The organism is Streptomyces sp. CB01881 (genome assembly GCF_002953255.1).
Lineage (GTDB): Bacteria > Actinomycetota > Actinomycetes > Streptomycetales > Streptomycetaceae > Kitasatospora.
In genome coordinates, this window is the sequence record NZ_CP026498.1 from 10,887,578 (window position 1) to 10,900,047 (window position 12,470).

10 protein-coding genes and 2 pseudogenes are annotated in these 12,470 nt (G+C 72.1%); 8 read left to right on the top strand and 4 right to left on the bottom strand.

Translation table 11 applies throughout. The features are described from left to right. The 4 genes and pseudogenes from C2142_RS41180 to yjfF all read left to right on the top strand — a co-directional run. A pseudogene (locus tag C2142_RS41180) lies at positions 1-192 on the top strand (LacI family transcriptional regulator); the annotation flags it as partial. Between the two features lie 77 nt (positions 193-269). Next, positions 270-1,793 carry a sugar ABC transporter ATP-binding protein gene (locus tag C2142_RS36840; protein ID WP_148647126.1) on the top strand — a complete coding sequence of 508 codons (1,524 nt, stop codon included), beginning with the start codon at positions 270-272 and terminating at the stop codon, positions 1,791-1,793. Continuing rightward, positions 1,790-2,872: an ABC transporter permease gene (locus C2142_RS36845; protein WP_148647127.1), complete on the top strand. Its 1,083-nt coding sequence runs from the start codon at positions 1,790-1,792 to the stop codon at positions 2,870-2,872. The genes C2142_RS36840 and C2142_RS36845 overlap by 4 nt, the downstream gene beginning before the upstream one ends. Next, the gene (gene yjfF / locus C2142_RS36850; protein ID WP_148647128.1) at positions 2,869-3,840 is read left to right on the top strand and encodes a galactofuranose ABC transporter, permease protein YjfF; all 972 of its coding nucleotides are present in this window, start codon (positions 2,869-2,871) and stop codon (positions 3,838-3,840) included. Before C2142_RS36845 ends, yjfF begins: the two co-directional genes overlap by 4 nt. A 322-nt stretch (positions 3,841-4,162) precedes the next feature. On the opposite strand, the gene C2142_RS36855 is transcribed toward yjfF, so the two are convergent. Further along, a complete protein-coding gene (locus tag C2142_RS36855) occupies positions 4,163-4,570 on the bottom strand; it encodes an AraC family transcriptional regulator (RefSeq protein ID WP_148647129.1) in 408 nt (135 codons plus the stop codon). A gap of 96 nt (positions 4,571-4,666) precedes the next feature. Here C2142_RS36855 and C2142_RS36860 point away from each other — a divergent pair. Next, positions 4,667-4,978, top strand: a pseudogene (locus C2142_RS36860) (gfo/Idh/MocA family oxidoreductase); the annotation flags it as partial. A gap of 88 nt (positions 4,979-5,066) precedes the next feature. Here the strand turns inward: C2142_RS36860 and xylA are convergent. After that, on the bottom strand, positions 5,067-6,239 hold the full coding sequence (gene xylA / locus C2142_RS36865) for a xylose isomerase (protein ID WP_148647130.1): 1,173 nt from the start codon (positions 6,237-6,239) through the stop codon (positions 5,067-5,069). A 96-nt stretch (positions 6,240-6,335) separates the two neighbouring features. On the opposite strand from xylA, the gene xylB reads away from it, so the two are divergent. Both xylB and C2142_RS36875 read left to right on the top strand, forming a co-directional pair. Continuing rightward, positions 6,336-7,766 (top strand): xylulokinase, encoded by a 1,431-nt coding sequence (gene xylB / locus C2142_RS36870; RefSeq protein ID WP_148647131.1) that lies wholly within the window; start codon positions 6,336-6,338, stop codon positions 7,764-7,766. 12 nt (positions 7,767-7,778) lie between these two features. After that, complete coding sequence (locus tag C2142_RS36875) at positions 7,779-9,020, top strand: ROK family protein (protein ID WP_241003036.1); 1,242 nt, start codon at positions 7,779-7,781, stop codon at positions 9,018-9,020. A gap of 21 nt (positions 9,021-9,041) precedes the next feature. Here C2142_RS36875 and C2142_RS36880 read toward each other — a convergent pair whose 3' ends face one another. Further along, positions 9,042-11,030 (bottom strand): alpha-amylase family protein, encoded by a 1,989-nt coding sequence (locus C2142_RS36880; protein WP_162002651.1) that lies wholly within the window; start codon positions 11,028-11,030, stop codon positions 9,042-9,044. Positions 11,031-11,194: 164 nt separating this feature from the next. Between C2142_RS36880 and C2142_RS36885 the strand changes: the two genes are divergently transcribed. Then, the gene (locus C2142_RS36885; protein WP_241003340.1) at positions 11,195-11,497 is read left to right on the top strand and encodes a glycerate kinase; all 303 of its coding nucleotides are present in this window, start codon (positions 11,195-11,197) and stop codon (positions 11,495-11,497) included. A gap of 314 nt (positions 11,498-11,811) precedes the next feature. Here the strand turns inward: C2142_RS36885 and C2142_RS36895 are convergent. Beyond that, a partial coding sequence (locus C2142_RS36895; protein ID WP_241003037.1) for a glycoside hydrolase family 6 protein occupies positions 11,812-12,470 on the bottom strand: 659 nt, incomplete at its 5' end.

A 12,470-nucleotide genomic window follows, 5' to 3' on the forward strand; every position in this document is an offset into this window, starting at 1 on the left:
TCAAGGACGCCCGCGATGAGCCAGGGCAAGATCAACGTCGATGTGGAGTGCAACCCGCTCCTCGGTGACCAGCTGATGGATCTGGTGAAGAAGGTCAAGGCCGGCGAGCAGGTGCCGAAGCGGATCAAGACGCAGGAGGGTGTCTTCACCCAGGACCAGGCCGCTGCCGCGCTGCCGACCCGCCAGTACTGACCGGGCCCGCCCGCCCGGGGAGCGTTCGGCGGAACGCTCCCCGGGCGGCCGGGTTCGTACGAGGAGAGGAGAACCGGGTGCCTCAGCAACCGGTCCTGGAAGTGCGGGGGATCCGCAAAGAGTTCCCCGGAGTGGTGGCGCTGGACGGGGTCGACTTCCGGCTCTTCCCCGGCGAGGTGCACGCCCTGATGGGGGAGAACGGCGCCGGCAAGTCCACGCTGATCAAGGTGCTGACCGGGGTGCACCCGGCGGACGGCGGCGAGGTGGTGCTGGCCGGGCGGCGGGTGCGGATCGCCGGTCCGCTGCAGGCGCAGCAGGCGGGCATCAGCACGGTCTACCAGGAGGTGAACCTCTGCCCGAACCTGTCGGTCGCGGAGAACATCTTCATCGGCCGCGAGCCGCGCCGCCTCGGCCTGATCAACTGGGCCGAAATGCGCCGCCGGGCCGCCGAGTTGGTCCGCACGCTGGATCTGGACATCGACGTCAGCGCGCCGCTGGACAGCTACTCCATCGCCGTCCAGCAGCTGGTCGCCATCGTCCGCGCGGTCGACGTCTCGGCCAAGGTGCTGATCCTGGACGAGCCCACCTCCAGCCTGGATCGCGACGAGGTGCGCCAACTCTTCACCGTGATGCAGCGGTTGCGCGACCAGGGAGTCGCCATCCTGTTCGTCTCGCACTTCCTCGACCAGATCTACGAGATCTGCGACCGGATGACCGTGCTGCGCAACGGCCGGCTAGAGGGCGAGTACCTGACCAGTGAGCTCAACCAGGTCGAACTGGTCTCCCGGATGATCGGCTCCGAACTCGCCGGACTCGACCAACTCGCCGGAGGCATGCGGCGCGAGCGCTCCACGCCGGCCGCCGACCGGGCCTTCCTGCAGGCCGAGGGCCTGGCCCGGCAGGGCTGCGTCGAACCGTACGACCTCGCCATCCGCCCCGGTGAAGTGGTCGGCCTGGCAGGCCTGTTGGGATCCGGCCGGACCGAGGCAGCCCGGCTGCTGTTCGGCGCCGACCACAAGGACCGCGGCACCGTGCGGATCAACGGTACCGAGACGGATCTGCGCAGCCCGCGCGACGCGATCGGCCACGGCATCGCGTTCTGCTCGGAGAACCGCAAGACCGAGGGCCTGGTCGGCGAGTTGACCGTCCGGGAGAACATCGTGCTGGCGCTGCAGGCGGCCCGCGGCTGGGCCCGTCCGCTGTCGCGCACCACGCAGGACAAGCTGGCGCTGCGCTGGATCCGCACCCTGGACATCCGCCCGGGCGACCCGGAGGCGCTGGTCCGCAACCTCAGCGGCGGAAACCAGCAGAAGGTGCTGCTGGCCCGCTGGCTGATCACCGACCCCAAGCTGCTGATCCTGGACGAGCCCACCCGCGGTATCGACATCGGTGCCAAGGCCGAGATCCAGAAGCTGGTCGCGGACCTCGCCGAGAAGGGCATGGCGGTGCTGTTCATCTCCGCCGAACTGGAGGAGGTGCTGCGGCTCAGCCACCGCGTCGGCGTGCTGCGGGACCGCCGGATGGTCGCCCAACTGCGCAACGACGGCGAGCTCACCCCGGAGCGCGTCCTGGCCACCATCGCGAGCGGAGCGGAACAATGACCACGGCGCCGACCACCCCGGGGGCCAGGGCGGTGACCCGGTACCGGCTGTTCTGGCCGGCCGCGGTGCTGGCCGTGCTGCTGCTCGCCAACCTCGCCTTCACCCCGGACTTCTTCGCCGTCCACGTCAAGGGCGGTCACCTGTACGGCAGTTCGATCGACATCCTGCACTTCGGCGCTCCGCTGATCCTGGTGTCGCTCGGCATGACCCTGGTGATCGCCACCGGTGGAATCGACCTCTCGGTCGGCTCCACCGTCGCCATCGCCGGCGCCCTGGCCTGTCTGCACATCAGCGAGGCCGCCGACCCGGCAAGTCTTGGCACGGTGTTCGGTGCGGTCGGCATCGCGCTCGGTACGGCGGTACTGCTGGGCCTCGCGAACGGGGTGCTGGTGGCCCGGGTCGGGGTGCAGCCGATCATCGCCACCCTGATCCTGATGGTCGCCGGACGAGGCGTCGCCCAGCTGATCACCGACGGCCAGATCATCACGATCACCAGCGAGCCGTACAAGCTGATCGGTGGTGGCTACTGGCTGGCGATGCCGTTCGCGATCCTGCTCAGCGGACTGGTCGCGCTGCTCACCGCGCTGCTCACCCGTTCCACCGCGCTGGGTCTGCTGCTAGAGTCGGTCGGCGGTAACCCGGTGGCCAGTCGGCTGGTCGGTATCCGGGCGATGCGCCTGGTCGGCCTGGTGTACGTGTTCAGTGCGCTGTGCGCGGCGGTCGCCGGACTCATGGTCTCCTCCAACGTCTCGGCGGCGGACGGCAACAACGCCGGCCTCTGGATCGAACTCGACGCCATCCTCGCGGTGGTGATCGGCGGGACCTCGCTCAACGGCGGCCGGTTCTCGATCGGCGGCACGGTTCTCGGCGCGCTGATCATCCAGACCCTCTCCACCACCGTCTACACCATCGGCATCCCACCGGAGACCACGCTGGTCTTCAAGGCCTTCGTGGTGATCACGGTTTGCCTGATCCAGTCGCCGAACTTCCGTGCCAAGCTCGCCCGGCGCGGCGCCGGGCGCCGGCGCGGTGTCCGGCCGAGTCCTGCCACCACCACCAACCGGGAGGTCGGCGCGTGAACGCCAACGCCCTGCTGGCCAGAGTCCGCGGACAGGTCCCGCTGCTGGTCACCTCCATCCTGCTGGTGTCGATGTTCACCGTCGGCTCGGTGCAGTACGACGGCTTCTTCTCCGGGCAGGTGCTGCTCAACCTGCTGATCGACAACGCCTTCCTGCTCGTGGTCGCGGTCGGGATGACCTTCGTCGTGCTGACCGGCGGCATCGACCTGTCGGTCGGTGCGGTGGTGGCGCTGTCCACCATGGTTTCCGCCTGGCTGGTGGAGCGGCACGGCTGGCCGCCGCTGGTGGTCATCCCGCTGGTGTTGCTGATGGGCACGGCTGGCGGTTGGGCGATGGGGTGGGTGATCCACACCTTCGAGATCCAGCCCTTCATCGTGACGCTGGCGGGCATGTTCCTGGCCCGAGGCCTGTGCTACACGATCAGCATCGAGTCGATCTCCATCACGGATCCGTCGTACACCGCGATGGCGCAGACCCGGATCCCGCTCGGCGACCTGTTCGTCTCGCCGAGTGTGCTGATCGCGCTGCTGGTGCTGGCAGCCGGGTTCGTCGTGCTGCACTACACCCGGCTCGGGCGGAACGTGTACGCGCTCGGCGGCAGCGAGCAGTCCGCTCTGCTGATGGGCCTGCCGGTGGGCCGGACCAAGACCACCGTGTACGCGATCAGCGGCTTCTGCTCGGCGCTCGGCGGTGTGCTGCTCACCTTCTACATGCTCTCCGGCTACGGCCTGCACGCGGTCGGCCTGGAACTGGACGCGATCGCCGCGGTGGTGATCGGCGGCACCCTGCTCACCGGCGGCTCCGGCTATCTGCTGGGCACCCTGCTGGGTGTGCTGGTGCTGGGCCTGATCCAGACCGTCATCAGCTTCCAGGGCACCCTGAGCTCGTGGTGGACCAGGATCGTGATCGGCGGGCTGCTGTTCGTCTTCATCGTCCTGCAGCGCCTGATCACCGCCCGCCGCCGATAGCACACCACACCACCCCGGCCGGCCGGCCCCGGCCGTGCCGGGGTGCGCCGGCAGGTGATCGTCAGGGCTATCGATCCTCCTTGCATCAATGATCGCCGCCGGGTCCACCGGTCCCCGCTTCGCCGGGCGGGCCCGAGCGGTCCTGTTCCGTCCCTCCGAGGGATGAGGTCGGCGGAACACCGAGCCGGCCGTCGGCACCGCAGCGTCGCGGATGCGCCGGCGGCCGGTGCGGCTCCCGCCGACAGCGCCGGCTTCGGCTACCAGGCCTTGCGACACGGCGCGGTGGCCCGGTTCTCCTTTCCGGACCCGGTTGCCGGGTGAGTCAGAGGGCACGTCCGTGTCGGAATCGTGCCGGGGTGGTTCCGCACGCGTCGGTGAAGACGCGGTAGAAGCGGCTGATCGAGCCGAAGCCGGCGGCCGCGGCCACCTGGCTCGCGGGAAGATCGGTGGTCACCAGCAATCGGCGTGCTTCAGCGAGCCGGTGCAGTTTCACGTAGTCGCCGATCGTGGTGCGCACGACCTTGCGGAACTGGGTCATGGCGTAGGTCGGGTGGACGTTCGCCGCCGCGGCCACGTCTGCGACGGTGATCGGCTCGCGGAAGTGGCGGGCGATGTGCCGGGCCATGGACACCGCCTGGTGCAGGGCCGGATCGTCACCGGCGTAGCGATGGACCGGGTCGCCGACCGTGGCACGCGCCAGGCGCCGGACGCGCGCCTGGATCTCCAGCATCGCGATGCGGTGCAGTTCATCGTCGCCCGCGGCCAGATCCGCAGCCCATTGGGTGAACTTCGCCGGATCGCTCGCGTCGGCGCGGGCTGCGGGAGTGCACCGGACGACCCGGCGCTCGCCCGCCTTGCCCCGGAACTGCGCGCAGCCTTCGCCTCCGGCACCGCCCCCGTCCACGACCGCTCCCGACTCCCGAGCGAGTTCGCGCACGCACCCAACGGCCACGAAGGCAGTCACCACTTCCTCGCCGACGACTTCGCCACCGCGGTCACGACCCGGACGCCTCCACCGCTGCACGCCTGGACAGCCGCCCGCTACACCCTTCCCGGCATCATCGCCCACCAGTCCGCCCTCCGAGCCGGGGCGCGCCTGCCCGTCCCCGATCACGGGGACGGCCCCCGAACTGCGTAACACCCCAGCCTCGGGGAGCAGCGGGCTGGGTGAGCGTCGCGAGCCGGGGCGTGCCTGCCGCACGACCCGGCCCGGTCGCGAACTCTGATCAGCGGGCGCCGAGGAGGTGTTCGAGGGCCAGCTGGTCCAGCTGCTCGAAGGCCATGCCGCGCCGGGCGGCGGCGTCGACATCGAAGTCCTCGAAGGCGGAGCGGTCCGCGAGCAGGCCGGTCAGGCCGTCCTCGGCCGTGGGGAGGGCGAGCTCGGGCAGCCGCGAGGCGGCGAGCGCGGCCTTGACCTCAGGGTCGGCCCGGAAGGCGCGGGAGCGCTCGGCCAGCAGCAGGTAGTTGCGCATGCAGGCGGCCGCCGAGGCCCAGACGCCGTCGAAGTCCTCGGTGCGCGGCGGCTTGAAGTCGAAGTGCCGCGGGCCGTCGTAGCCGGCCGACTCCAGCAGGTCGACCAGCCAGAAGGCCTGCCGCAGGTCTCCCGCGCCGAAGCGCAGGTCCTGGTCGTACTTGATGCCGGACTGGCCGTTGAGGTCGATGTGGAACAGCTTGTCGTGCCACAGGGCCTGGGCGATGCCGTGCGGGAAGTTCAGCCCGGCCATCTGCTCGTGGCCCACCTCCGGGTTGAGGCCGACCCGCTCGGGCCGCTCCAGGGCGTTGATGAACGCCAGGGCGTGGCCGACCGTGGGCAGCAGGATGTCGCCGCGCGGCTCGTTGGGCTTGGGCTCGATCGCGAAGCGGAGGTCGTAGCCCTGCTGCTCGACGTACTCGCCCAGCAGGTCGAAGGCCTCCTTCAGCCGGTCGAGCGCGGTGCGCACGTCCTTGGCCGCGCCGGACTCGGCTCCCTCGCGCCCACCCCAGGCGACGTAGACGGAGGCGCCGAGCTCCACGGCCAGGTCGATGTTGCGGATCGTCTTGCGCAGCGCGTAGCGCCGTACCTCACGGTCGTTGGAGGTGAAGGCGCCGTCCTTGAAGACCGGGTGGGTGAACAGGTTGGTGGTCGCCATCGGGACCTTGAGCCCGGCCGCGTCCAGTGCGGCACGGAAGCGCTTGACGGTCTCCTCGCGCGTGGCGTCGGCCGCGCCGAACGGGATCAGGTCGTCGTCGTGGAAGGTGACGCCGTAAGCGCCGAGTTCGGCCAGTCGCTGCACGGTCTCGACCGGGTCGAGGGCGGGGCGGGTCGCGTCACCGAAGGGGTCGCGCCCCTGCCAGCCGACGGTCCACAGACCGAAGGTGAACTTGTGCGCGGGGGTGGGGACGAGCGGGTCGCTGGACATGGAGCGGCTCCGGATCAGTGCGGAGGGGTGTTTGTCAGGGCTCTCAACAAATTAGTATGCCGGGACGTCAGAAGGAACCCCCCACCGGAGGAACACATGGCTGAACAGCGTGTCGTGATCGGCGTCGACAGCTCGACCCAGTCCACCAAGGCCCTCGCCGTCGACATCGACACCGGCACCGTGCTGGGCCAGGGCCGCGCCCCGCACACCGTCAGCACCGGCGCCGGCCGCGAGAGCGACCCGGAGCAGTGGTGGGAGGCGCTCGGCAGGGCCGTGGCGGGAACGGGCTGGGCCGACCGCGCGGCCGCCGTCTCGATCGCCGGCCAGCAGCACGGGCTGGTCACCCTCGACGCGTCCGGAGTGCCGGTCCGCCCCGCGCTGCTGTGGAACGACGTCCGCTCCGCGCCCCAGGCCGGCGGGCTGCGGGCCGCGATCGGCGCCGCGGAGATCGCCCGCCGCACCGGCAGCGTCCCGACCGCCGCCTTCACCGCCCCCAAGTGGGCCTGGCTGCGCGCCAACGAGCCCGCCGCGGCCGACCGGGTCGCGGCCGTCCGCCTGCCCCACGACTTCCTGACCGAACGGCTGACCGGGGAGGCCGTCACCGACCGCGGCGACGCGTCGGGAACCGGCTGGTGGGGCCCGGACGGCTACGACCGGGACGTCCTGGCCCGCATCGGCCTCGACCCTGGCCTGCTGCCCGAGGTCCTCCCACCGGGCGCGCGGGCCGGCGCCGTCCGCGCCGGAACGCCGCTGCGCGAAGGCACGCTGGTGGCCACCGGCACCGGCGACAACATGGCCGCCGCACTCGGTCTCGGCCTGCTCCCCGGGCAGCCGGTGCTCAGCCTCGGCACCTCCGGCACCGTCTACGCCGTCGGCCGGACACGGCCCGCCGACCCGAGCGGTACCGTCGCGGGCTTCGCCGACACCCTCGGCGGCTGGCTGCCGCTCGCCTGCACGCTCAACTGCACCCTCGCCGTCGACCGCTTCGCCGACCTCCTCGGACGTGGCCGCGAGGAGGTCGAGGACGGCGGCTCCGCGGTGGTGCTGCCCTACCTGGACGGCGAGCGCACACCGGACCTCCCTGGTGCCTCCGGTCTGGTCCACGGGCTGCGCCACGACACCACTCCGGGGCAGCTGCTCCAGGCCGCCTACGACGGCGCCGCCCACGCCCTGCTCACCGCCCTGGACGACGTGCTGCGTGCGGGAGGCGGGGACCTCGCGGGTGACGAGCCGCTGCTGCTGATCGGCGGCGGAGCCCGCGGCGGGGCCTGGCAGCGGACCGTCCTGCGGCTCTCGGGTCGGGCCGTCCGGGTGCCCGACGCACAGGAACTGGTCGCGCTCGGCGCCGCCGCCCAGGCCGCCGGACTGCTCACCGGCGAGCCCGCCGACGCGGTGGCTCGCCGCTGGCGGACGGTCGAGGGCCCGGTGCTGAAGCCCGTGGCACGGGACGAGGACGCACTCGAACGGATCGGCGATACCCTGCGTCGGGCCGGGGCCTTGCAGGGAGCCCCGGCCGAGGACCAGTAGGAGGGGCGGCGCGTGACAGTGGTCGGCAAGGCGGGGAGCAGCCAGGACAACGGGCCCGCTTCGCTACAGGACATGCGTCGGCGGAACCTCGCACTCGTCCTTTGCGCGGTCGCCGAGCACAGCCCGCTCTCCCGCGCGGACGTCGCCGGGCGTGTCGGGCTCACCAGGGCGGCCGTCTCCTCCCTGGTCGACGAGCTGATCGGTCGCGGCGCGGTGACCGAGGCGGCGGCCACCGCCAGCGGACGGGTCGGCCGCCCCGGACGGGCGCTGGCCGTGAGCGGCGAAGGCCCGGCAGGCCTCGGCCTGGAGGTCGGTGTCACCCACCTCGGCGCGTGCGTGGTGGACCTGCGCGGAGATCCCCGGGTGTGGCGCCGGGTGGAACGGGCCAACGCCGGCCGGCCGGCCGGCCAGGTCCTGGCGGAAGTCGCCGCGCTGGCCGCCGAAGCGGAGGCCGAGGCCGCCACCCTCGGGCTGCGCGTCCAGGGTCGCATCCTGGCCGTGCCCGGGGTGGTGCCGAACGAATCGGGCGCAGTGGTCGAGCGCGCGCCCAACCTCGGCTGGCAGGGCGTCCGGCTCGCCGACCACTGGCCCGACCCGGACACGGTGCCCGAGCCGGAGAACGAGGCCAACCTCGGGGCGCTGGCCGAGTACTGGAACACCGAGCAGACCGCGGAGACCTTCGTGCACGTCTCCGCCGAGACCGGGGTCGGCGCCGCCCTGGTCATCGAAGGGCGACTGTTCCGGGGCGCCCGCGGCTTCGCGGGCGAACTCGGCCACATCCCCGTTCACCCGGACGGCCCCGACTGCGCCTGCGGCGCCCGTGGCTGCCTGGAGCAGTACGCGGGCGAGGCGGCCGTGCTGCGCGAGGCCGGTCTCGCGCAGCACGGCCCCGCCCGTGCCGCTCTTGCGGAGCCTGGCGACCCGGTCTCCCTACTGGCCGAGCATGCGGGCGCCGGGCACGCGCCGACCCTGGCGGCGCTGGACCGCGCGGGCCGCGCCCTCGGCCTGGCCCTCACGTCCGCCGTCGACCTCATCGACCCGGACAGCCTCGTCCTCGGCGGCGCCTACGCCGAACTCGCCGAATGGCTGCTGCCGTCGGTGCGTGCCGAACTGGCCGACCGGGTCACCGTCCGGCCATGGGCTCCGGAGGCGCTGCGCCCGTCCGCCCTGGGCCGGCGCGGGCCCGTGCTGGGCGCGGCGCAGACCACGATCCGCCGGATCATGGCGGACCCCACCCTGCTTCCGGCGGGGTGACCCGGGGCCCGGTGCGCGCGGTCAGTCGTGCTCGACCACGATCATCGCGTGCCCGTCCGGGGTGGTGACCCGCACGTGGACGTACTCGCCGTCGTGCTGCCAGGGCAGCTCCTGCCCGGCGGGTTGCAGCCGCACCGAGCGCGGCGCGGTGGCGAGCCGGACGGCGACGGGTACGTCGAGCAGCGGGAAGGGGTCGTGCACCAGGTCGAGCTCCGGGGTCTCGCGGGCGGGGACGAAGCTGATCAGGTGCACCACGGTGCCCGTGGCGGTGCGCTGCACGGTGGTCTCCAGGTGGACCGGCCCGCCCGCACGGACGAGTGGGTCCGGGAGGAGCCGGTCCAGGGCGGCGCCGAGCAGCTGACGGTACGTCTCCAGGCCGTGTTCGTGGAAGGCCTCCAGCAGCGGCACGGCGACCGCGGCCACCCCGTCGGCGACGGCGACGGCCACCTCGTCGGTCGGATCGGCCGGGGGAGTGTAGGAGTGGCCGCAGAACCGGTCCCAGGAGCGCGGGAAGTAGGGCGCCACCACCCGGGCCAGGACCTCGGCGCCGGGCCGGGCCCGGGCGGTCAGCCGGGAACCGTGGCTGATGACCGGGAAGTCCTCCGGGACACCGGGGACGCCCTGGCACGCGAGGAAGGCCTCGCCGGCCGGAGCCGGTGCCAACCCCTCGACCGGGAGGTCGGGGAGGGCCGGTTCGGTACCGTCCTTGAGCAGCGCCGGTCCGACCAGCAGCACGGCCCCACCGGCCTGCCGGTACGCGTGCAGGCGCTCCGCCAGAGCGCCGTCGACCTTCGTGCTCTCCGGCACCACGACCGCCCGGTACCCGCTCAGGTCGGCTGTCGGCGGGACCACGTCGAACTGCGCGCGCAGCTGCTGGAGCGCCCGTACCGCGCCGATGTTGCTCGCGCCGGGGTTGTCACCCAGGGCGGGGTCGACGACCACGGCGACCTCGCTGACCACCCGGGCTCCGCCGAGGAAGGGCTCGCACCGGTCGAGGTGCGCGTAGGCCGAGCCGATGAGCTCGTACACCGCCGGAGCGGGAACACCCCGCGGGTGCAGCACGTCGCCCACGCCGCTGGTCAGACCGTGGCTCAGCATCTGGCTGCTCTCGTAGAGCAGGGCCGCCCGGGGCTTGAGGGCGGCGTTGTCGCCCCAGCTCTCGTGGAAGCGCCCGGTGTGGCTGAGGGTCGGCAGCCCCAGCGGGCGGACGAAGCGGGCCACGTACGGCAGGAAGGCGTAGCCCCAGCCGCCGGTGGGCAGCCCCTCGACCTCGACGTGCCGGACGAACTGCCGCTCCTCGGGCAGCCGGGTCTTCGGCCGGCTGTTGAACCAGACGCCCTGGACGGCGTCCGGGGGGAGGGCCTTCTCCACCATCGCGGAGTAGCGGGCCATGTAGCGCCGGGCCACGAGGTTCGCGTAGCGGTTTCGCTGCTCGGCGTCGGCCGGGTCCAGCCCCTCGCGGCGCATCCCGTCCACCGCCCAGCGGCTCGCGCTGGGCTGGTTCCAGCACATGTCGATGAAGATCCCGTCGACCGGGGCGAAGCGGTGCAGCACCTCGTCCAGTTGATCGGCGAAGTAGTCGGCGTAGGGGCTGGACATGTCGAGGATGTTCCAGGCCGCGTCGAAGGCGGAGGTGCTCCAGCGGGTGAGCTTCAGGTCCTCGCCGTGCGCGATCCACTCGGGGTGCTCCCGGGCGGCGTACTCGTCGACCTGGAGGGACAGGTAGATCGGCGCGCGGATGCCCACGGCGTGCAGGGCGTCGACCTGCTCGACGAGCAGGTCGAGGTCGGGGGCGAGACCGGGGTGGCGTTCGGGTCGGTCGGTTCCGTAGTAGAGGTGGCCGTGGTGGCACTTGGCGAAGACGGTGACGCTGTCGACGTGGGCGTCCCGGAAGGCCTGGGCGAAGGTCACCGGGTCGAAGTCCCGCCCCACGTCGGGGATGTCGGGGCCGGTGTGGAAGTCCAGGTGCACGGTGCGGCGCGGGAAGCGGCCGGGCTTGTGAGCGTTCACATCACCTTGAGTCATGGGATCGATTTATAGGAGACGCACGCCGAGACGTCCAGAGGGTTCGTGAGAAGGCTTACGAAATACCTTGTCAGGGCGGTTAATTCGACGGTGAAGAGGATCGGGCCTTCGGGCTGGGGGATCACGTTCCTTCTGAGACATGGGATCTCCTGCGCCAGGACGGCGCGGCCGCCGTCTTCGCCCCGCAGAAGGGGGCCGACCCCGACCAGGTCGCGCTGCTGGAGGCAGGGCTCGGCCGGTTCGCGGGGCTCATGGCGACGCGGCTCGGATCCGACCTGCCAGGCCGGCCGGGGGCCGGCGCGGCAGGTGGCGTGGGCTTCGCGGCGCTGGTCCTGGGGGCCCGACGGGAGCCGGGCATCGAGGTGTTGTTGTCCGAACTCGGCCTGGACGCCGCGCTGGCCGGGGGGAGCCTCGTCGTGGTGGGCGAGGGCTGCCTCGACGCGGTGTCCTGACGCTCCAGCTCGCGGTCAACGTCATGACCCTTGGGGGTGTACCGCCGCTGTGGAACCAGTTCCTCAACGGCGCGATCATCATCATCGCGCTGATCATCTCGCGCTACGCCTCCGGCGAGAAGCAGGAGTAGCCCGAGCGGAGCGAACGCGCCGCCGGGCCCGGGTGCGGACGAAGTCCTCGTGGCTTCGCCAGGGCCCGGACAGCTCCCCGCACGTGGCCGGCCACCGGAGTGGACCTCCCCGGTGGCCGGTCGCGGCGCTGCACACGGGCCCGGTGGGCAACCGGGGCGGTGCCGTCCCTCAACGGTCCACGGTCAGTAGCCGTAGATCATCTTGTAGGCGACCTCGGGCAGGAACTGTCCGGCGGTCGATCCCGCACCGACGCCGCAGTTGCCGTCGGACTCGCCGGGCACCTTGATCCACAGCAGCATCTCGGCGCCGCCGCCCCACGTCGTGGCGGTCCCGATCCTCCGCCCCGCCGGGTTGCACCAGGCGCCGTTGGATCCGTTGCCGTTGCGGCTGGTGTCGATGACGTACGGCTTGGTGAAGCCCTTCGCCGACTTCAGGGCCGCGTTGACGGCGTTGCCGTAGGCGACGTTCTCCCCGGTGGTGAGGTAGTTCGACACGTTCAGGGAGAAGCCGTGGGCACCGGCCACCCCCGCCGCGGCCAGATGCCGGGCCATGGTGTCGGCGCTCAGCCAGGCGGGGTTGCCGGCGTCCAGGTAGACCCAGGTGTTCGGCGCCTTGGCCTTGAACTGCGCGATGGCGTCGTTCAGCAGCGCGTTGCGCTCGGCGATCTGGCCCGAGGTCATGCAGCTCTCGTCGCCGAGCGAGTCGGGTTCGAGGAGGACCACCGCCGGCCGGTTGCCGATGCCGCCGGCGAAGGCGGCGATCCAGGTCCGGTAGTCGGCGGCGCTGCCCGCCCCGCCGCCGGACTGGCCGGCGCAGATGTCGCGGTTGGGGATGTTGTACG

Excerpts from the sequence above, each read along its gene's own strand:
- xylB (WP_148647131.1), top strand. The coding sequence starts at position 6,336 with ATGGCTGAACAGCGTGTCGTGATCGGCGTCGACAGCTCGACCCAGTCC.
- xylA (WP_148647130.1), bottom strand. The coding sequence starts at position 6,239 with ATGTCCAGCGACCCGCTCGTCCCCACCCCCGCGCACAAGTTCACCTTC.
- C2142_RS36855 (WP_148647129.1), bottom strand. The coding sequence starts at position 4,570 with ATGCTGGAGATCCAGGCGCGCGTCCGGCGCCTGGCGCGTGCCACGGTC.
- C2142_RS36845 (WP_148647127.1), top strand. The coding sequence starts at position 1,790 with ATGACCACGGCGCCGACCACCCCGGGGGCCAGGGCGGTGACCCGGTAC.